Consider the following 20298-nt stretch of genomic DNA (forward strand, 5'->3'; position numbering starts at 1 on the left):
AAGCGTTTCCTGATTTGAGTCGTTCGACGCGTTACCCGCGTTTTCCGTCTGGGGGGGCAACCTGCCGGGAGACTCGGACTCAATGTTGCGGAAAATCTTGGTTTTTGGTCCGCCGTGAGAGGGGATGACGGGGAATGAAAAGCAAGCATGTGGCCGTCCTGCTGGGAGGTTTCTCGTCCGAGCGGCCCGTGTCCTTGTCTTCCGGAAAGGCTTGTGCTGATGCGCTTGAGCAGGAAGGCTACGAGGTCACCCGAGTCGATGTCGGTCGCGATGTTGGCTCCGTGCTTGCGGCGCTCAAGCCGGATGTCGCCTTCAACGCGCTGCATGGCCCGTTCGGCGAGGACGGCACCATCCAGGGCATCCTTGAATATCTCGGCATTCCCTATACCCATTCCGGCGTGCTCGCCTCGGCGCTCGCCATGAACAAGGAACAGGCGAAGAAGATCGTCAAATCGGTCGGTGTTCCCGTTGCCGAATCAAAAGTGACCAATCGCTTCGCCATCCAGAACAAGCACCCGATGAAGCCGCCCTATGTGATCAAGCCGGTCAATGAGGGGTCGAGCTTCGGCGTCGTCATCGTGTCGGAGGGGCAGTCGCATCCGCCGCAGGTCGTCGGGTCGTCCGAGTGGAAATATGGCGATACCGTCATGGTCGAGCGCTACATCCATGGGCGCGAGCTGACCTGCGCCGTCATGGGCGATGTGGCTCTGGGCGTCTGCGAGATCATCCCGACTGGCCATTCCTTCTACGATTACGATTCAAAATATGTCGCGGGCGGATCAAAACACGAATGCCCCGCAAAAGTTTCACCAAATATTTACCAAAAAATACAGACACTGGCGCTCAAGGCTCATCAAGCTGTCGGCTGTCGGGGCGTTTCCCGGTCGGACTTCCGTTATGACGATCGTCACTCCGAAAATGGCGAGGTTGTATGGCTCGAGGTCAACACCCAGCCGGGTATGACGCCGACGTCTCTGGTGCCTGAAATCGCCGCCCATTCTGGGCACTCGTTTGGCGAATTGTTGAGTTGGATGGTGGAGGACGCTTCGTGTCTGCGTTGAAATGGGGACAAGGCAAGGGGAAGGGCGCGGCCGTGCCGTCGCTGTTCGGCCTGTCATTGTCGTTTGACCATTTCGTGCTGCCGCGCGTGCTTCGCCGCCCGGTGCGCATCCTGGCGCGCCTGGGCGATGGCGACTTCGAGGCGCCGCGCTTCTCCGCCGCGATCATGTCGGCGGTGCTGCTTGCTTCGAGTGGCGCCTATGGTGCCTATCTCGGTGGTCATGCCGATGGGATCGTCCAGAGCATCACTGCCCGCACAGGTTTTGCCGTTGATCAGGTCAAGGTGGTCGGCAACCGGCAGACCTCCGAGATCGACATTCTCGACAGACTCGAGCTCGACGGTTGGACCTCGCTGATCGGCTTCGACGCCGAGGCCGCGCGCGAGCGCATCTCCGGCCTGCCGTGGATCGAAGTGGCGGCGGTGCGCAAGGTCTATCCGCACACGCTGGAAGTGCGCGTCGAGGAGCGCGACGCCTTCGCGCTCTGGCAGCAGGGCAATGATCTCTCGGTCATCGAGAAGAATGGCGCCGTCATCGCGCCGTTCTCTGGCGGCAAGCAGGTGCTTCTGCCGCTGCTGATCGGCGATGGCGCGCCGGCCAAGGCGCCGGACTTCCTGGCCAAGATTGAAAAATATCCCGATCTCGCGAGCCGGGTCAAAGGCTATATCCGTGTCGGTGATCGGCGCTGGGACCTGAAGCTGGACAATGGCGTCACCGTCAAGCTGCCCGAGGACGACGAGGATCAGGCGCTCGCCGAACTCGTCAAGATGGACAAAGACAAGGGGCTGCTGTCGCGCGATATCGCCGCTGTCGACATGCGCCTGACAGACCGGCTGGTCGTGGAGCTGTCGCCCGAGGCGGCGACGCAGCGCGAGGCCGCCCTCAACGAGAAGCCGAAGACCCTCAAGCGCAAGCCGGAGACGAAGATATGAGCTGGCTTGGCGGTTCTGGCGATGCCGCGTCGCGCCGGTCCGGCACTTTGACGGTGCTGGATGTCGGCTCGAACAAGGTTTGCTGCATGGTGGCGAAGCTTAAGCCGAACGATGACGGCAAGCTTCTGCGCGGCCGCTCGCACCGCATCCAGGTGATCGGCATCGGCCACCAGAAGTCGCAGGGCGTGAAGTCGGGCGTGGTCGTCGATCTCGACCGCGCCGAACATGCCATCCGGCTGTCCGTCGACGCCGCCGAGCGCATGGCGGGGCTGACGGTTGATTCGCTCATCGTCAACATGACCGCTGGCCGGCTGAAGAGCGAAAGCTTCTCGGCGACCATCAATCTTGGCGGCCATGAGGCCGACGAGGCCGACATCAAGCGCGTGCTCGGCGCCGGCGCCAAGCAGGCCCTGAAGGCCGAGCGCGAGGTCATCCATTCGCTGCCCGTCGGGTTCTCGCTGGATGCCGAGCGCGGCGTTCGCGATCCGCGCGGCATGGTCGGCGACGCGCTCGGCGTCGACATGCATGTACTGACGGGTGACGCGGCCCCGATGCGCAATCTGGAGCTTTCCATCAATCGCTCGCATCTGTCGGTCGAGCGCATGGTGGCGACGCCTTATGCCAGCGGGCTTGCGGCCCTGGTCGACGACGAATTGGAAATGGGCGCTGCCTGCATCGACATGGGCGGCGGCACGACGACCATTTCGGTGTTTTCGGAAGGCAAGTTCGTCCATGGCGACGCCATCGCCATTGGCGGCAACCATGTCACGCTTGATATGGCCAAGGGGCTTTCGACCTCGCTCGACGCTGCTGAGCGGCTCAAGGTCATGCATGGTTCGGCGCTGCCGGGCAGCGCCGACGATCGCGACCTGGTTTCGGTCCAGCCGATCGGCGACGACGGCGACGTGCCATTGCAAATTCCGCGTTCGGTCATGACGCGCATCGTGCGCGCCCGCATCGACGAGACGCTCGAACTGCTGCGCGACCGGCTGAACAAGTCAGGCTACGGCAATGCGGTCGGCAAGCGCGTGGTGCTGACCGGTGGCGCCAGCCAGCTGGCCGGTCTGCCGGAAGCGGCACGCCGCATCCTCGGACGCAATGTGCGCATCGGCCGCCCGCTCGGCGTGGCGGGCCTGCCCGAAGCGGCGAAGGGACCGGCTTTCTCGGCCGCCGTCGGACTTTTGATCTATCCGCAGATGGCGAGCTTCGAGAGCCATCCGGCGAAAGGCATTTCCGGTCTCAGGATGACCGGAACGGGTGGAAAACTGCATCGCATGAGTCAGTGGTTGAGAGACAGTTTCTAAATTGACGGGGACAGCCCCATAGGCGGCCGCGGCGGCGAAGCGGCGTGAAAGGCAAAGGACGGAGACAATGACCATCAATCTGCAGAAGCCGGACATCACCGAGCTTAAGCCGCGCATCACCGTGTTCGGTGTCGGCGGCGGCGGCGGCAATGCCGTGAACAACATGATCACCGCCGGTCTGCGCGGTGTCGAGTTCGTCGTGGCCAACACCGACGCGCAGGCGCTGACCATGTCGAAGGCCGGTCGGCTGATCCAGCTTGGCGCGCATGTCACCGAGGGGCTCGGTGCCGGATCGCAGCCGGAAGTCGGCCGCGCGGCCGCTGAAGAATGCATCGACGAGATCCTCGACCATCTCACCAACACCCATATGTGCTTCGTCACCGCCGGCATGGGCGGCGGCACGGGTACGGGCGCGGCTCCGGTGGTTGCCCGCGCCGCCCGCGAGAAGGGCATCCTCACCGTCGGCGTCGTCACCAAGCCGTTCCATTTCGAAGGCCAGCGCCGCATGAAGACGGCCGACATGGGCATCGAGGAGCTGCAGAAATGCGTCGACACGCTGATCGTCATCCCCAACCAGAACCTGTTCCGGCTGGCCAATGACAAGACCACCTTCGCCGATGCATTCGCCATGGCCGACCAGGTGCTGTATTCCGGCGTCGCCTGCATCACCGACCTGATGGTCAAGGAAGGCCTGATCAACCTCGACTTCGCCGACGTGCGTTCGGTGATGCGCGAGATGGGCAAGGCGATGATGGGCACCGGCGAGGCTTCGGGCGAGGGCCGCGCGATGGCCGCAGCGGAAGCCGCCATCGCCAACCCGCTGCTCGACGAGACCTCGATGAAGGGCGCCAAGGGCCTGCTGATCTCGATCACCGGCGGTCGCGACCTGACCCTGTTCGAAGTCGACGAGGCGGCGACCCGCATCCGCGAGGAAGTCGACCAGGACGCCAACATCATCCTGGGTGCTACGTTCGACGAAGAGCTCGAAGGCGTCATCCGCGTCTCCGTGGTTGCCACTGGCATCGACAAGACCGCGGCTGAAATCGCGTCCGCGCCGATCTCGATCCGTACGGCTCCGCCCAAGCAGGCCACCCGTCCGGCCGTTGCTCCGGTGGAAAGCCGACAGGCGCCGGTCCAGCAGGCCGTGTATGAGCCGCGTGCCATCGATCCGGTCGCCGAGGCCATCCAGCTTGCTGAAGCCAATGCCGCCGCCATGGCGCAGGTTCGCCCGGCTCCGGTCACGCATGCGGACGATTTCCGCCCGCAGAGCAAGATCTTCCAGGCGCCCCCGGCACAGCCGCAGCCAATGCAGCAGCCGGTCGCCCAGCAGATGATGCAGCCGGCCCCGCAGCCGCGCGAAATCTTGCGTGAGGTCCAGCAGCCGGTGGCGATGGCACCGCAGCGTATGCCGCGCGTCGAGGATTTTCCGCCGGTCGTCAAGGCCGAGGTGGACGCCAAGAGCCGTCCGCATGACCACGAGAACAGCGGCCCGATGGGCCTGCTGAAGCGCTTGACCAACGGCCTGACCCGTCGCGAGGAAGAGCCGGCACGGCTCCAGCCAGCGCAGCCGCGTGAACCCAAGCTGCGCCAGGCGGCACCCGAAGTGCGCCGTCTCGCCAGCCAGGACGCCCAGCTCTATGCGCCGCGCCGCGGCCAGTTGGATGACCAGGGCCGCCTGACGCCGCAGACCAGGGCGACTCAGGACGACGATCAGCTGGAGATTCCGGCGTTCCTGCGCCGCCAGGCCAACTGAGCGGTTTACTGATCGTAACAATTGTTAACAGGCAAGTAAGGAATTGCTTGCCTGTTAACGTTTTAAATGCTGTAAAATCAAACGGTTATGATGCCGTACCTGTTCCAGTTCGCGGTTACAGAGAGTAAGAAACCGTGATTTGGAGTCTCCCTGCCGGGACATTATCTTCGCTGCCTACCATAGTCGGTCTGCCGGGATTTCGGGGAAGTGGCCCTGCCTGCCGATTTAACAAGAGCCGCGCCCTCGGGCTGGAGAAGCGGACTTAGGCATTCGGGCTTATGGGGTTTGTCTTGCACGACTACCAGACGACAGTGAAGACGCGCGCGTCGCTTACGGGCACCGGCGTCCACAGTGGCAAAGAAGTCTCTATCAGTTTCGTGCCCGCGGATGCCGATACCGGCATCGTTTTCCAGCTTGTCAATGGAGACGGGCAGGGCCGCGAGTTCCGCGCCCTGTTTTCCGAAATCGGCGCCACTGACCTGTGCACCATGCTTGGCGATCCGTCGGGCGAGCACATCGCCACCGTCGAGCACATCATGGCCGCGCTGTTCGGCCTGGGCATCGACAATGTTCTCATCGAGGTCGACGGCCACGAGGTTCCCATCCTCGACGGCAGCGCCATGGCCTTCGTGGAGGCCATCGACCAGGCGGGCATCGAGAAATTGCCGATCAAGCGGCGCTACATCAGGGTCGTCAAGCCAGTTCGGATCGAGAACGGTGCGTCCTGGGCGGAGTTCAGACCCTATGACGGCACCCGTTTCGAGGTCGAGATCGACTTCGAAAGCCCGGCGATCGGACGTCAGCTGTTTGCCTCCGACCTCAATGCCGATATCTTCCGCCGCGACATCGCGCGGGCCCGTACCTTCGGCTTCATGAAGGATGTGGAGCGGCTGTGGGCCGCCGGCTATGCGCTGGGATCGTCGCTTGAGAACTCGCTGGTGATCGGCGACGACAACCGCGTCATCAACATGGGCGGCTTGCGTTATCCCAATGAATTCGTGCGCCACAAGACGCTCGACGCGATGGGGGACCTGGCGCTGGCCGGAGCCCGCTTCATCGGCTGTTTCCGCTCCTATCGCGGTGGCCACAGGCTGAACGCAGCGGCGCTGCGGCGCCTGCTGTCGGACCGTACGGCTTTCGAGATCGTCGAGACGACACGCCGCGAGCGTGGCCGCGCGGCTGAGATGAGCGCCGTCAATGCGCCGCTCTACGCGCCCTGGATGATCTAAATCCTGTAACGTTTTGGGATGGCGGGTGTGGCAGGAATGCACCATCGGCCGACGAAATTACAGCGATATTCCATCGCCGCTTCACCGCCACAAAAATGTGCGATTGCCCGGAGATAGCGTTGCCGGGCAAGGCGGTTATGGTTTATGGCTGCTGCCGTCGATTAGTGCATGTCGCTCAAAAGTGGGGACCAGTTTTGGGACAACAGCATGCAAGAGGCATTAAAATAACGCCGAAAGGGCGCAATCCAATCATGTTTTTCAAGCGAGTCGGTCAATCGAAGGCGCCCCAGCGGTCCGTTCTCCTGGCGCTGTCGGTGGTTGTTCCTTCGCTCTTCCTTTCTGCTTGCATGTCGTCGCCGGAGAAAGACATCGACCTGTCGAAGTATGTCGACCAGACGGAGCCGGGCGACGTGCTCTACAATCAGGCCCTCGCCAATTTGAACGCCGGACGCCTCGACGAAGCGAGCAAGAAGTTCGACGCCGTTGACCGCCAGCACCCCTATTCGGAATGGGCGCGTAAATCGATGGTGATGGGCGCGTTCACCGATTACCGGAAGGGCAGCTACGACGATGCGATCTCGGCAGCCAAGCGCTATCTGGCGCTTTATCCGTCGACGGATGACGCGCCCTACGCGCAGTACATTATCGGCCTGAGCTACTACAAGCAGATCAAGGACGTGACGCAGGATCAGAAGGAAGCACGCCAGACCGTGCAGACGATGCAGGAACTGGTTACGCGCTGGCCGACGTCGGAATATGTCGACGACGCCAAGGAGAAGATCCGCTTCGCCAACGACCAGCTCGCCGGCAAGGAAATGCAGATCGGCCGCTATTATCTGGAGCGTCGCGAGTATATTGCCGCCGTCAAGCGCTTCCGCACCGTGGTGGAGAGCTATTCCAACACCCGCCATGTCGAGGAAGCACTCGCCCGCCTCACCGAAAGCTATTACGCGCTGGGGCTGACCTCGGAGGCCCAGACGGCAGCGGCGGTGCTTGGCACCAATTATCCCGACAGCCCATGGTACAAGGATTCCTACAAGCTGCTGCAAAGCAATGGGCTGTCGCCGCGCGAAAATTCCGGATCGTGGATATCCAAGGCCGGCAAGCTGATCACCGGCGCCTGATGTCGGGCTGAAGCGCGCATGGCGCGCTTTTTCGGATTGATCCGATGCTGAAACAAAAAGATAGTGCGGCGCTGCGACTCCAATCGGTCGCGTGCCGCTCTGCGGCGGTTCAGTGGTTTGATTGAAGCGCTGAACCGTCCTATCTCTTTGTTCTACGCAATTCCCGGGGGAAAACCGTTACGCACTTTTCCCGGAATTGCTTGAGGTCCGGGTTCTGATGCTTTCCAGACTGTCGATCCGCGATATCGTCCTGATCGAGAAGCTGGATATCGACTTCCAGCCGGGCCTTTCCGTGCTGACCGGCGAAACCGGCGCCGGCAAATCCATTCTGCTCGATGCCCTGTCGCTGGCGCTCGGCGCGCGCGGCGACGCTTCGCTGGTACGCCATGGCGCGGCACAGGGCCAGGTCATTGCCGTGTTCGATGTGCCGCGCAACCATCCGGTGCGCGCGCTGCTCGCTGAAAACGCCATCGAGGATGACGGCGACATCATCCTGCGCCGCGTGCAGACCGCGGATGGCCGCACCCGCGTGTTCGTCAACGACCAGCCATCCAGCGTCACACTGATGCGCGATGTCGGCCACGCGCTGGTCGAGATCCATGGCCAGCATGATGAACGCGCTTTGGTCGATCCCGGTGCTCACCGCGACGTGCTCGATGCTTTCGGCGGCCATCTCGGCGCCGTCCGCTCGACGGGCGAAGCATGGCGGCACTGGCGCGCCTGCGAGCAGGAGCTGACGCGCCACCGCGCCAAGGTGGCGGCCGCCGCGCGAGAGGCCGACTATCTGCGCGCCGCGGTCACCGAACTGACCAAACTCGATCCCCAGCCCGGCGAGGAAACGGAACTGGCCGAACTGCGCGCCCACATGATGCGCGCCGAAAAGATCGCTTCCGAAATCCATGATGCGCAGGATGTGCTGTCCGGCCCGTCATCGCCCTTGCCGCAACTGGCCAGTTTGCTGAGGCGCCTGCAGCGCAAGGCAACGGAGGCGCCGGGCCTGCTCGAGGACGTGGTCAAGTCGCTGGACGAAGCGATGCTGTCGCTCGACGCGGCGCAGTCGGGCGTCGAGGCCGCACTTCGCGCCACCGAGTATGATCCGCAGCGGCTGGAGAAGGCGGAAGAGCGGCTGTTTTCGCTGCGCGCTGCGTCACGCAAGCACAGTGTCGCCGTCGACGATCTGGCGCAACTGCGCGACACGATGGTTGCTGATCTCGCCGATCTCGATGCCGGCGAGGGGCGCCTGCATGGGCTGGAAAAGCAGGCCATCGCTGCGCGCGAGGCCTATGATAGCGACGCCGTGCAGCTATCCTCGCTTCGCCATGCGGCGGCGGTCGGCCTGACCAAAGCGGTCATGGCCGAACTGCCGGCGCTGAAGCTCGAACGCGCCGCCTTCATCGTCGAGATGAAGAGCGAGGCGGAAAACCGCATGGAAGAAGGCATCGACCAGATCGAGTTCTGGGTGCGCACCAATCCCGGCACGCGGCCCGGACCGATGATGAAGGTTGCATCCGGTGGTGAGCTGTCGCGTTTCCTGCTGGCGCTGAAGGTGGCGCTGGCCGATCGCGGCTCGGCGCCGACGCTGGTCTTCGATGAAATCGACACCGGTGTGGGTGGCGCCGTCGCGGACGCCATCGGCCAGAGGCTGGCGCGGCTGTCGAAGCGCGTGCAGGTGCTTTCGGTCACGCATGCGCCGCAGGTGGCGGCGCGCGCGGCAACGCACTTCCTGATCTCCAAGTCGGGCGGCACCGACCGCGTGGCGACCGGCATTGCCGAGATGGACAGGACGGCTAGGCAGGAAGAGATCGCCCGCATGCTGGCCGGCGCCACCATCACCGACGAGGCACGCGCCGCCGCCGAGAGGCTGCTGCGCGAGAATACAAACGCGGCTTAAGACTGTCCGCGTCATCCCCGAGTCAGGATATGGCCCGAGTCAGGATATGGCTCCATGTTGCTGTTCGGGAATGATTTTCCCAAGGCCGCTCTCCCTTGCGAGAGAATCCTGATCTATTGTGATGCGCCACCGTTCGGGGGAGAAAAGCATGGCCGAAAAACCAGTCGATGTGCTCAGCGAAAGCGAAGCCGAAGCCGAGTTGAAGCGGCTGGCCGAAGAGATTGCCGGCCACGATGTGCGCTATCACGCCGAAGACGCGCCAACGATTACGGACGCGGAATATGATGCGCTGCGGCGCCGCAACCTTGCGATAGAGGAGCGCTTTCCCGGCCTGGTGCGCGAGGATTCGCCGTCGCGCAGGGTGGGTGCCGCGCCGGCGGAAGGCTTCGCCAAGGTGCGCCATGCCGTGCCGATGCTCAGCCTCGCCAAGGCCTATACCGACGAGGATGTCACTGACTTCATCGAGCGCGGCAAGCGGTTCTTCGACCGCGACAAGGATCTCGACATCGCCTTCACGGCCGAACCGAAGATCGACGGGTTGTCGGCATCGCTGCGCTACGAGAAGGGCGTGTTCGTGCAGGGCGCGACGCGCGGCGACGGTGCCGTCGGCGAGGATATCACCGCCAATCTCAGGACGATTGCCGACATCCCCGCGAAGCTGAAAGGCTCGGGCTGGCCCGAGACCATTGAGATACGCGGCGAGGTCTACATGACCTATGCCGAGTTCGAAGCGCTGAAGCAGCGCTCGGCGGCGGCCGGCGGTCAGGATTACGTCAATCCGCGCAACACGGCGGCGGGGTCGCTGCGCCAGAAGGACGCCTCCGTCACGGCCAGCCGCAATCTTAAATTTTTCGCCTATGCATGGGGCTTCACGACATCGGATCCTGCGCCGACCCAGTACGAATCGGTGCAAAAATTTGCCGATTGGGGATTCAAGATCAGCCCCTTGATGGTGCGGGCGAAGTCGGTCGAGGAACTGGTCGCGCACTACCATCTGATCGAGGAGCAACGCTCCTCGCTTGGCTATGACATAGACGGCGTCGTCTACAAGGTCGATCAGCTGGAGCTGCAGCGCCGGTGGGGTTTCGTCACGGGCGAGCCGCGCTGGGCGGTCGCGCATAAATTCCCGGCCGAACAGGCGATGACGACGGTCGAGAAGATCGACATCCAGGTCGGCCGCACGGGCACGCTGGCGCCGGTCGCGCGGCTGGCGCCTGTCACCGTCGGTGGCGTCGTGGTCGAGAATGTCACGCTGCACAATGAGGACTACATCAAGGGTTTTGACAGCAACGGCCTGCCGATCCGCGACGGCATCGACGTTCGCATCGGCGACACGGTGGTGATCCAGCGGGCTGGCGACGTCATTCCGCAGATCGTCAGCGTCGTCGTCGACAAACGCCCGGCCAGTGCCGTCCCTTACGAATTCCCGCATACCTGTCCGGTTTGCGGTTCGCCGGCGACGCGCGAGATCAACGAGAAGACCGGCAAGGAAGACTCCCGCCGTCGCTGCACCGGCGAGCTGATTTGCGCCGCGCAGGCCGTGGAAAGATTGCGCCATTTCGTCTCGCGCGGCGCCCTGGATATCGAGGGCCTGGGCGCCGAAAACATCGACACTTTCTTCAATGCGGGGTTGATCAAGACGGCCGCCGATATCTTTACGCTCCGGGACCGTCGTCCCGCCGTCACCAAGGCTCTGGCCGAACGGCGCGAGGAGCAGGCCAGGCAGCGCGAAGCGGCATCGGGCAAGACGCGCAAGAATGTGCGCAGCGTCGAGGACCGCAACTATGAAGGGCTCGACAAGCTGTTTTCGGCAATCGATTCGCGCCGTGAGCCGGAACTCGATCGCTTCATCTTCGCGCTCGGCATCCGCCATATCGGCGAGACCACGGCCGCCGTGCTCGCCAAGACCTTCTCGACCATCGAGGAACTGATCCGCGTCGGCAAGGAGACGGCGGCAGCGGAAGATCCGCACACCGTCTTCCCGTCGGTCAACGGCATTGGCGACACGGTGATCGATGCGCTGCGCGACTTCTTCGGCAATGAACGCAATGACGATGTGCTTGAGAAGCTGCTCGGAGAGGTCAAGCCAAAGCCCTACATCGTCACCGTTTCGGCCGACAGCGAGGTCGCCGGCAAGACCATCGTCTTCACCGGTTCGCTGGAAAAGATGACGCGCTCGGAAGCCAAGGCGATGGCCGAGCGGCTCGGCGCCAAGGTCGCCGGTTCGGTTTCGGCCAAGACCGACCTGCTGGTCGCCGGACCGGGGGCGGGCTCCAAGCTCAAGCTCGCCAGCGAACTCGGCGTCGAAGTCATTGACGAAGACACCTGGCTGCAGCGGGTCGGCAAGGCGTGATGGACGGCGCGTTCAAAGGTTTCGGTCCAAAAGCCCTTCCGTTCCTGAAGGCGCTGGATTTCCACCAGAGCCGGGAGTGGTTTTTGGAGAACCGTGACCTGTTCGAACAGGAATTGCGCGATCCCCTAGGCGATCTCGTCGACACGCTGACACAGCGTTTTGCGGAAGCCGGGCTCGGCCTGCGCGGTGACCGCAGGAAGTCCCTGTTCCGCATCAATCGCGATGTGCGCTTCGCCAAGGACAAGCGGCCCTACAACCGGCATGTCTCGGCGATCCTGTCGCCTGATGGCAGCAAAGCCGTGCAGGGCGTCTTCTACATTCATATCGGGCTCGAGGGATGCTTTGCCGGCGTTGCCTGGTGGCAGCCGGAAGCAGCATTGCTGCTGGCGATGCGGCGGGCCATCGAGACATGGCCTGACAGGTTTCGCGCCATGGTGAAGGCGTTGAAGAAGAACGGCCTCGAGCTTGATGCCGAAGACGCCATGAAACGCACGCCGCGCGGCTTCGAGCACGTCACGGACGAGGAGCTTGTCGTTGCTATCCGCAACCGGCATTTTGTTGTTCGTCACGTCATCGATCCGGCTGGAATCCATGACGCCGCACTGGTCGAGGAACTCGTCGATTTCACTTTGCGCGCCAAGCCGCTGCTCGATTGGGGCAGGGCGATCGAGGGCAAGGTGCCGGGCAGTTAGAGCAATTCCAGGAAAAGTGTGAAACGGTTTTCCGTCCGGAATTGCATCAAAACAAAGAGTTAGAGCAGTTCACCGTTTCCGTGAAAAGGTGAACTGCTCTAGTTTTCCGGCCCGTTGGGTATGACGGCTACATCCGCATCAGAAGACCGCCGTCGACAGCCAGTTCAATTCCGGTGATGTAGCTTGCAGCGTCGGAGAGCAGGAAGAGCGCGGCGTTGGCCATGTCCTGCGGCGTGCCGATGCGGCCGAGCGGCGTGTAGTCGGCGACGGCGGCGCGCTTCTCCTCGGTGTCCCAGCGGGCCTGCAAGGGGGTAAGCGCCATGCCCGGACAGATCGCATTCGAACGGATGCCCTCGCTGGCAAGCTGCATCGCCAGCGACTTTGAAAGCGCGCAGACGCCGGCCTTGGATGCCTGGTAGGCGTCCTGCGGTTTCGGATCACCCCGGTACCACTGGATCGTCGAGAAATGCACCATGGCCCCGCCGCGTCCGCCCGCGCGCATGACGGGAACGACGGAGCGCGCCGTGTGCACGAAGGATTTCAGATTGATGTTGAAGACCTGGTCCCAGACATCAAGGTCCATTTCCAGTGCCGATCTGTCGCGGCCGAACCAGAGTACGCCGGCGACATTGGCGAGATAGTCGATGCCGCTGCGCTCGCGGCCCGCCGTGCTCACGACCTGCTCGACAAAGGCAGCGTCGGTGAGATCGCCCTGTGCAAAGGTGAGCCTGTCTCCGAATTTGGAGAGCGAAGCCGGAACCGCCTTGACGTCGATGGCGGTAACCGACGCGCCGGCTTCGAGCAGCGCAAGCGCGATTGCTTCGCCCATGCCGCCGCCAGCGCCGGCAACGACCGCGTGCCTGCCGGTGAAATCGTAAACGATCATCTGCAACCTCTCTGTGCTTTCGTGCCCCAAGACATCAGTTTCGTTGATTTGCTGGCTCAAGCGAATTCGTCTGACTTTCCAATCGCTCGCCCCTACATATCAGCGCAACTTGGGAACGGGATATGTCTGCTGAGACCTTGACCGAAAATTCTTTGGCCAGCGATTTCTGGCAGGGTGTGCGGCTCTCCATGCCTGTGGTGGTGGCGTCGGCGCCGTTCGCGGTGCTGTTCGGCGCGCTTGCCGTCGACAATGGCTTCTCGGTCCTCGAAGCCTTCCTGATGAGCGCTTTGATCTATGGCGGCGCCAGCCAGATGGTCGGCATCCAGCTGTTCGGCCAGCATGTCGCACCATGGCTGATCGTGCTGTCGATCTTTGCCGTCAATTTCCGCCATGTGCTCTATTCCGCCGGCATCGGCCGGCGTATCGCGCACTGGCCTGTCATCCAGCAGGCTCTCGGTTATTTCATCCTCACCGATCCGCAATTCGCGGTTGCCGAGGCGAGGGCGAACACCGGTCAGACGGTTGGCTTCGCCTGGTATCTGGGGCTCGGCCTGCCGGTCTACATATTCTGGGTGATAGAAAGCGCGCTTGGCGCGGTGTTCGGCAAGCTCATCCCCGATACGCATGCGCTGGGCATCGATTTCCTGCTGCCGATCTATTTTCTTGGCCTGGTCCTTGGCTTCCGCAAGCGGCCGCTGTGGCTGCCGGTGGTGCTTGCCAGCGCCGCTGCTTCCATCGTTGCCTACAAGACGGTCGGCTCGCCTTGGCATGTCTCGATCGGCGCCATCGCCGGCGTGCTGCTCGCCGTCATCCTGCCGCCGCACCATAGTGGCGTGGAGACAAGGCCATGAGCACGACATTCTGGATCATCATCGCCGGCGCGATCGCGACCTATCTCACGCGCATCGGCGGGCATCTGGTGATCTCGCGCTTCGAAAACATCCATCCGCGCGTCGAGGCCGGGCTCAACGCCGTGCCGGCGGCGGTGCTGACGACACTGGTGGCGCCGGAATTGCTGAATGCGGGGCCAGCGGAATGGGCGGCGCTGGTGGTGACTGCGGTGGTTTCGTTGCGCGGCGGGCTGATGGCGATGTTCTTGGCCGGTGCGGCGGTGTTGATCGTGGCGCGGCAGTTCGTCGAGTAGGGCGGGTCGATATTCAGGTGATGACGGCCTGCAAACGGCGGCTTCCTGCGCTTCCCCGTTCCACTGCGTCGCATTGGAACTGAGCTCACGTACCCAAGAGTACGCTCCGCTCCGGTTCTCGGAATCCACCGTTTTCGGCTCGTCCTGACCTGAATCTCGACCCGCCCTCGCGTCTCAGAAATCTAAATCTTGGCGTCGTGCGGCAAGGGCGCCGTCGCCTTTTCCAGCCAGGCCAGCGTTTCGCCATCGAGCATCGGTCCGATCTCGACCAGTACCCAGGCATGGTAGGCGTCGAACCAATGCAGCTCCTCGCGCGTCAGCAGGTCTGACCGCACCAACCGCTTGTCGATCGGGGCGAGCGTTAGCGTCTCAAAGCCATGCATGGCGATGTCGCCGCCTTCGATCTGTTCGGCTGGCGTCACCAGGATCAGGTTCTCGATGCGGATGCCATAAGAACCTTCCTTGTAATAGCCGGGTTCGTTGGACAGCATCATGCCTTCGAGCAGCTTTTCGGTACCGGTGCGGGCTATGCGCTGTGGCCCTTCATGCACGGCGAGATAGGAGCCGACACCATGGCCTGTGCCATGGGCGAAGTCGCAGCCATGCTTCCACAGCGCCATGCGAGCGACGGCGTCGATCTCCGAGCCGCGCGTGCCGGCGGGAAAGCGCAGTGTCGAAATGCCGATCATGCCTTTCAGCACCAGCGTGAAGCGCTCGCGCATCTCCTGCGTCGGCTGGCCTATCGGCACGGTGCGGGTGATGTCGGTGGTGCCGTCCTGATACTGCGCGCCGGAATCGAGCAGGAACAACTCGCCGGCCTGCAGCTTGCGGCTGGTGGCGCGCGACACGCGGTAATGCATGATGGCGCCGTTCGGGCCGGCGCCGGAAATGGTGTCGAAGGAGACGTCGCGCAGCGGCATCTGGGTTTCCTCGCCGGTCTGCCGGCGGCTCTCTTCCAGCCTGGTGACGACCGCGATCTCGTCGAGCGAGCCGGGTTTCTGGCGCTCCAGCCAGCACAAAAGCTTGGCCACCGCCGCACCGTCCCGGCGATGCGCGGCGCGCGAGCCGTTGATCTCGGCCTGGTTCTTGGTGGCGCGCGGGATGCGGGCAGGATCTGGCGCGGCAATCACCGTGCCGCCATTGTCCTCGACCAGCATGCGCAGCCTGTCGGCGGCCAGCACCGGGTCGAGCGCGATCTTCGCGCCGCTCTTGGCGAGGGCTACGATCGCCGCCTCGAATTCGCCGGGCTCGTGCAGATCGGCAAGCTGGGTGAGATAGGCCGCGACCTGGCGCGAGAATTTGCGCTTGTCCATGAACAGCTGGTGCGATCCGTCCGCGGCGAGGATGGCAAAGCCAAGCGCCAGCGGCGTGTGCGGCACGTCGCCGCCACGGATGTTGAAGGCCCAGGCGATGGAGGAGGGGTCGGTCAGCACCGCATGAGTGGCGCCGTCCTTGCCGATCGCTGCCGCCAGCCGCGCCAGCTTGTCCTTGGCGAGCTCGCCGGCAAAGCCGATCGGGTGCAGTTCGACCGGGGCCACCGGCGCCTCCGGCTGATCCTTCCAGATGATGTCGATCGGATTCCTGTCGAGTGGCACCAGCACGGCGCCGGTCTTGTCGGCCGCGGCCTGCAGCGCCTTGACCTCGCTGAGTGTGTGCAGCCAGGGATCGAAGCCGAGCCGCGCGCCCTTGCCGATATTGTCCTTCAGCCAGACAGCGGGCGGGTTGTCGACCAGGCTTTCGATCGAAAAAATGTCGAGATCGACCTCACCCCGCACCTGCAGCGTGTAGCGCCCGTCGACGAAGACGAAGGCGCGGTCGCGCAGCACGATGGCGACGCCGGCCGAACCGCTGAAGCCGGTCAACCATTTCAGCCGCGCCGAACGGTCGGCGACATATTCGCCCTGGTGTTCGTCGGCGCGCGGAACGATGAAGCCATCGAGGCCATTGGCGGCCAGCCATTGGCGCAACAGCGCCACGCGCGGCTTGCCGACAGCCGGGTCGCCGGCGGAATCGAAGGTCTGGAACATGATGGGCCTCCTTGTCGTCGCGCGACCGTAGCCTATGGGCTCGAAAATCGGAATCGATTTCCAGCTGGCGCAACCTGCTACAGCGTCACTTGACTAACAACCAACGGAGCTTGGTCCAGACACTGACGAAGAGGGATGGCCCAGCTTTCCGGCGCTGACGGCGCTCGGAATTGTGATCAGAAAAAGTCAGCAAGTGCCATCTTTTGAGCGTGCGCTAATTTGCGGGGCAAGCTATTCGTGTGGCGTCTTTGAGCTTGACCGGACGGGCGGGGGCCTTCCGATCGAGGTCGTTGTCGGAGGGCGTTGATGAGCATGGGAAGTCCTTGGCCATTTTTGGCCAGCCGGCGTCAGGCTGAGTCTGACGCGCACCCCCGATAGAATGATCTGGACGGTCGAGCGTGAGTGTCGCTCACGTGCCGTCACGGCAGTCTTCAATCAACATCGTAGCAATACCAATATGCCCGTTGGGCGGGCGCGGAATATGGGGCGAGGCATGAACTCTTCGACGATGTCCGGCGGGATCGCCTTGCTGTCGCGTTTGCATGACAGGCTCGGCATGAGCCACGGCGCGCGGCGACGCAACCTGCTGATGGGAACGGCCCTGGCCGGGCTGGCGCTGATGGCGACACCGGCCGCCGCCCAGCAATGGACCGGCGCGGCGAGTTCGGACTATGCCACCGGGAGCAACTGGACGGGCGGCACCGCTCCGAACGACCCAGCCGCATCAGTCGTCTTCGGTTCGGGCGCCAGCACGACGACCGTCAACCTGAACACGCCTTTGGCCCAGTATTCTGCCGGGCCTATAACATTCAACGATCCGGCCAGCGCCTACACCGTGTCGGTCTCGAATACGGCCTATCTGCAAGTCTATGGCGATGTGAACAACACGTCCGGTGTGACCCAGAACTTTTCCGTCACGGGCGACTCCGGCATGGCATCCTTCATCAATTTCCATGGCGCCGACGCCGGCAGCAACGTCGTCTACACTGTGAATGCCGATGGCGGGGTGACCTTCTATTCCGGAGGTTCCGCGTCGGGCGCCAACGCGACATTTGTCCTCAACGGCGGCTCCGTTTCGCTGTCAGGTGACGGCACGCTGGAACTCGGCTCTGTCGAAGGGTCGGGCATCCTTTCCTATTATGGAAATCCTGGCGGTTCGTCCGGCAACTTCCAGATCGGCGGCCTGAACACCAGCACCACGCTTGCCGCGCAGATTCAGGAACAGACAGGCACGCTGTCGATCACCAAGGTCGGAACGGGAACGCTGACGCTGACGGGGCCCAGCAGCTACACCGGCGGCACCAATCTCTATGGTGGCACGCTCAGCCTTGGCAACAATGCAGCACTTGGGACAGGGGCTGTTTACGCGGACGGCGGCACGACCATCGACATTCAGAACGGCATCACGATCAACAACGACCTGACCATGTATGCCAGCATGAACCTGAATGTCGGCTCGGGGGCAATCGGAACCTATTCCGGCCAGATTTCGGAGTTCAGCGATCCGTCGGCGATCTTCAAGACCGGAGCCGGCACGCTCGTGCTGACCAACAACACCAACAGTTTCAGCTCCGGCGCCATAATCGAGGAAGGAACGATCCAGGTCACGGCCGATCATGCGTTGGGCTCGGGCCCGATCACACTGGATAGCGGCACGCTGCAGGCGGGGGCAAACCTAAACCTTGCCAATGTTTCGATCCTGTTTGGCGCCGCCAGCGGTACCATCGACACCAACGGCTTCGATGTCAGGACGAGCGCCAGCATGGGTGACAACGATACGCCAAGCGGGACCTTCACCAAGACCGGAGCCGGGACACTGACGGTGGACGGCTTCGCCGGCAACGACAACTATTCCACGGCCACCGACGTCGCCCAAGGCACGCTGAAGGCGGCCACGACCAATATCTTCAGCGCGAACAGCGCCTATACGGTGGAAAGTGGCGCAACACTTGATCTCAACAATTTCGACCAAGCGATCGGTTCGCTTGCCGGCGCCGGCTCGGTCAAAATCGGTTCCGGCACGCTCTCGACCGGAGGCGACAACAGTTCGACGGTGTTTTCCGGCGACCTCAACGGAACGGGCGGCTTGATCAAGACCGGAAGCGGCACTTTCGAACTTTCCGGCGACAGCAGTGGTTTCTCCGGCGCGACAACGGTGCAAGCCGGAACGTTGCTGGTGACGGGGAATCTTGGCGGCTCCGTCGTCACGGTCGACAGTGGCACCACGCTGAAAGGCGATGGCAGCATCGGCGGACTGGTGGCCAACGGCACGGTCGAGCCTGGCGAGAATGCGATCGGTACGCTCTCCGTCAATGGCACCGCCAGTTTTGCGGCCGGGTCGACCTACGCGGTGGAATTGAACTCCACCGGCGCTTCCGACCTGATCGATGCGTCGGGCGCGGCCACCATAACCACAGGCGCTGGACTGACTGTCAGCAATGTCGGCCCGGGCAGCCTCGTGGTGGGCACGCGCTACACCGTGCTCGAAGCCAGCAGTGTCACCGGAACATTCACGCTCACCGATCCGGATATCTCCAACTTCATCAAGCTTACCACCACGTCCGACGCTACCCATGCCTATGTCGACGTCACCAAGTCCAAGAGCTTCGCCTCTGTCGGCCTGACGCCAAACCAGATAGCCACGGGTGAGGGGCTGGACAGTGCCGCCAGCAGCGCCCTGGTCAGCGCGTTCCTGGGTTTGCCGAGCGATGCCGCCGCGCAAGCCGCTCTTGATCAGCTCTCCGGCGAAATCCATGCCTCGGCCAAGGGCATGCTGCTCCAGGACAGCCACTTCCTGCAGGACGCGGTGACGGCGCGCCTGCGTGCCGCCTTCGGCGATAGCGGCAAAACCGCCTCGGTGCCGGTCATGGCCTATGGCGAGGACGGCGTTCAGGCGGTTGCCGCCGACACGGATCGCTTCGCCGTCTGGTCGCAGGGGTTTGGCTCCTGGGGCGGTACCGACAGCGATGGCAATGCAGCCCGATTCGACCGTTCGACGGGCGGCCTGCTGGTCGGCGCCGACGGAATGGCCGGCGACTGGCGCATAGGCATGGTCGGCGGCTACAGCCGCACCAGCTTCAATGCCGATGACAGGAACTCGTCGGGCGACAGCGACAATTATCATCTCGGCCTCTATGGCGGCACCAATTGGGGCGCCATCGCGTTCCGGACCGGCGCCGCCTACACCTGGCACCGGATTTCCACCTCGCGCTCCGTCGCGTTCCAGGGCTTCACCGACAGTCTGTCGGCCGACTATGACGCCGCGACCGCGCAGGCCTTCGGCGAACTGGCCTACAAGACCGATGCCGGACCGTTTGCCTTCGAGCCCTTCGCCAATCTCGCTTACGTCAATTTGCACACCGATGGTTTTGCCGAGAGCGGCGGCGCCGCGGCGCTGACCAGCGGCTCCTCATCGTCGGATGCAACCTTCACCACGCTCGGCGTCAGGGCCTCCACCGATGTCACCATTGGCGGCGTTGCGGCGACCATGCGCGGCATCTTCGGCTGGCGCCATGCTTTCGGCGACGTGACCCCGCAGTCGACCTTCGCCTTTGCCGGCGGTGACGACTTCACCATTGCCGGCGTGCCGATCGCCAGGGATGCGATGCTGGTCGAAGCCGGCTTCGACGTGCAACTGGCGCAGAACGCAACGCTTGGCCTGTCCTATGCCGGACAGTTCGGGCCCGGTGCCTTCGACAACGGCTTCAAGGCCAATCTGGGCATCAAGTTCTAGGCGGCGAAGGCTTTTGCTTTTGAGGCGGAACATCCAGGCACTGGGGAAGTTCTGAAGGGCCTGTTTCCCTCACAGGCATCTGAAGCTGGTAGAAAACAGCATTCAAGGCTCCGCTGACCCCCAGTCGGCGGGGTTTTGCGTTTTGGCCTACCCTTCGGCACCAGCCTTGAGA

14 protein-coding genes are annotated in these 20298 nt (G+C 63.3%); 12 read left to right on the plus strand and 2 right to left on the minus strand.

The annotated features are described in order from the left end of the window. Positions 1–134 precede the first annotated feature (134 nt). The 9 genes from EB235_RS17800 to EB235_RS17840 all read left to right on the plus strand — a co-directional run bounded on the left by EB235_RS17800 (position 135) and on the right by EB235_RS17840 (position 12336). A complete protein-coding gene (locus tag EB235_RS17800) occupies positions 135–1061 on the plus strand; it encodes a D-alanine--D-alanine ligase (protein ID WP_027029710.1) in 927 nt (308 codons plus the stop codon). Beyond that, positions 1049–1990, plus strand: a complete 942-nt coding sequence (locus EB235_RS17805; RefSeq protein ID WP_027029709.1) for a cell division protein FtsQ/DivIB — start codon at positions 1049–1051, stop codon at positions 1988–1990. Before EB235_RS17800 ends, EB235_RS17805 begins: the two co-directional genes overlap by 13 nt. After that, on the plus strand, positions 1987–3294 hold the full coding sequence (gene ftsA / locus EB235_RS17810) for a cell division protein FtsA (RefSeq protein ID WP_027029708.1): 1308 nt from the start codon (positions 1987–1989) through the stop codon (positions 3292–3294). The genes EB235_RS17805 and ftsA overlap by 4 nt, the downstream gene beginning before the upstream one ends. 67 nt (positions 3295–3361) lie before the next feature. Next, positions 3362–5047 (plus strand): cell division protein FtsZ, encoded by a 1686-nt coding sequence (gene ftsZ, locus EB235_RS17815; protein WP_027029707.1) that lies wholly within the window; start codon positions 3362–3364, stop codon positions 5045–5047. 278 nt (positions 5048–5325) lie between these two features. Next, positions 5326–6276: a UDP-3-O-acyl-N-acetylglucosamine deacetylase gene (lpxC, locus tag EB235_RS17820; RefSeq protein ID WP_027029706.1), complete on the plus strand. Its 951-nt coding sequence runs from the start codon at positions 5326–5328 to the stop codon at positions 6274–6276. A gap of 251 nt (positions 6277–6527) precedes the next feature. Next, positions 6528–7400, plus strand: coding sequence for an outer membrane protein assembly factor BamD (locus EB235_RS17825; protein ID WP_027029705.1), 873 nt, complete (start codon positions 6528–6530; stop codon positions 7398–7400). A gap of 217 nt (positions 7401–7617) precedes the next feature. Then, positions 7618–9291 (plus strand): DNA repair protein RecN, encoded by a 1674-nt coding sequence (recN, locus tag EB235_RS17830; RefSeq protein ID WP_027029704.1) that lies wholly within the window; start codon positions 7618–7620, stop codon positions 9289–9291. A gap of 148 nt (positions 9292–9439) precedes the next feature. Then, on the plus strand, positions 9440–11644 hold the full coding sequence (gene ligA, locus EB235_RS17835; protein WP_027029703.1) for an NAD-dependent DNA ligase LigA: 2205 nt from the start codon (positions 9440–9442) through the stop codon (positions 11642–11644). After that, complete coding sequence (locus EB235_RS17840; protein WP_027029702.1) at positions 11644–12336, plus strand: DUF2461 domain-containing protein; 693 nt, start codon at positions 11644–11646, stop codon at positions 12334–12336. The genes ligA and EB235_RS17840 overlap by 1 nt, the downstream gene beginning before the upstream one ends. Before the next feature lie 127 nt (positions 12337–12463). On the opposite strand, the gene EB235_RS17845 is transcribed toward EB235_RS17840, so the two are convergent. Beyond that, positions 12464–13222 carry an SDR family NAD(P)-dependent oxidoreductase gene (locus EB235_RS17845; protein ID WP_027029701.1) on the minus strand — a complete coding sequence of 253 codons (759 nt, stop codon included), beginning with the start codon at positions 13220–13222 and terminating at the stop codon, positions 12464–12466. A gap of 122 nt (positions 13223–13344) precedes the next feature. On the opposite strand from EB235_RS17845, the gene EB235_RS17850 reads away from it, so the two are divergent. Further along, on the plus strand, positions 13345–14073 hold the full coding sequence (locus tag EB235_RS17850) for an AzlC family ABC transporter permease (RefSeq protein ID WP_027029700.1): 729 nt from the start codon (positions 13345–13347) through the stop codon (positions 14071–14073). Beyond that, positions 14070–14366 carry an AzlD family protein gene (locus EB235_RS17855; RefSeq protein WP_027029699.1) on the plus strand — a complete coding sequence of 99 codons (297 nt, stop codon included), beginning with the start codon at positions 14070–14072 and terminating at the stop codon, positions 14364–14366. Before EB235_RS17850 ends, EB235_RS17855 begins: the two co-directional genes overlap by 4 nt. A gap of 182 nt (positions 14367–14548) precedes the next feature. Here the strand turns inward: EB235_RS17855 and EB235_RS17860 are convergent, their stop codons facing one another. After that, the gene (locus tag EB235_RS17860; protein ID WP_032925424.1) at positions 14549–16393 is read right to left on the minus strand and encodes an aminopeptidase P family protein; all 1845 of its coding nucleotides are present in this window, start codon (positions 16391–16393) and stop codon (positions 14549–14551) included. 493 nt (positions 16394–16886) lie between these two features. On the opposite strand from EB235_RS17860, the gene EB235_RS17865 reads away from it, so the two are divergent. After that, positions 16887–20126, plus strand: coding sequence for an autotransporter outer membrane beta-barrel domain-containing protein (locus tag EB235_RS17865; protein WP_051429595.1), 3240 nt, complete (start codon positions 16887–16889; stop codon positions 20124–20126). Positions 20127–20298 lie beyond the last annotated feature (172 nt).

Source organism: Mesorhizobium loti R88b (genome assembly GCF_013170845.1).
GTDB classification, from domain to species: domain Bacteria; phylum Pseudomonadota; class Alphaproteobacteria; order Rhizobiales; family Rhizobiaceae; genus Mesorhizobium; species Mesorhizobium loti_B.

What these genes read in the sequence shown, in the direction of transcription:
- EB235_RS17800 (WP_027029710.1), top strand. Translation starts at nt 135, where the DNA reads ATGAAAAGCAAGCATGTGGCCGTCCTGCTGGGAGGTTTCTCGTCCGAG.
- ftsA (WP_027029708.1), top strand. Translation starts at nt 1,987, where the DNA reads ATGAGCTGGCTTGGCGGTTCTGGCGATGCCGCGTCGCGCCGGTCCGGC.
- ftsZ (WP_027029707.1), top strand. Translation starts at nt 3,362, where the DNA reads ATGACCATCAATCTGCAGAAGCCGGACATCACCGAGCTTAAGCCGCGC.
- lpxC (WP_027029706.1), top strand. Translation starts at nt 5,326, where the DNA reads ATGGGGTTTGTCTTGCACGACTACCAGACGACAGTGAAGACGCGCGCG.
- EB235_RS17825 (WP_027029705.1), top strand. Translation starts at nt 6,528, where the DNA reads ATGTTTTTCAAGCGAGTCGGTCAATCGAAGGCGCCCCAGCGGTCCGTT.
- recN (WP_027029704.1), top strand. Translation starts at nt 7,618, where the DNA reads ATGCTTTCCAGACTGTCGATCCGCGATATCGTCCTGATCGAGAAGCTG.
- ligA (WP_027029703.1), top strand. Translation starts at nt 9,440, where the DNA reads ATGGCCGAAAAACCAGTCGATGTGCTCAGCGAAAGCGAAGCCGAAGCC.
- EB235_RS17840 (WP_027029702.1), top strand. Translation starts at nt 11,644, where the DNA reads ATGGACGGCGCGTTCAAAGGTTTCGGTCCAAAAGCCCTTCCGTTCCTG.
- EB235_RS17845 (WP_027029701.1), bottom strand. Translation starts at nt 13,222, where the DNA reads ATGATCGTTTACGATTTCACCGGCAGGCACGCGGTCGTTGCCGGCGCT.
- EB235_RS17850 (WP_027029700.1), top strand. Translation starts at nt 13,345, where the DNA reads ATGTCTGCTGAGACCTTGACCGAAAATTCTTTGGCCAGCGATTTCTGG.
- EB235_RS17855 (WP_027029699.1), top strand. Translation starts at nt 14,070, where the DNA reads ATGAGCACGACATTCTGGATCATCATCGCCGGCGCGATCGCGACCTAT.
- EB235_RS17860 (WP_032925424.1), bottom strand. Translation starts at nt 16,393, where the DNA reads ATGTTCCAGACCTTCGATTCCGCCGGCGACCCGGCTGTCGGCAAGCCG.
- EB235_RS17865 (WP_051429595.1), top strand. Translation starts at nt 16,887, where the DNA reads ATGAACTCTTCGACGATGTCCGGCGGGATCGCCTTGCTGTCGCGTTTG.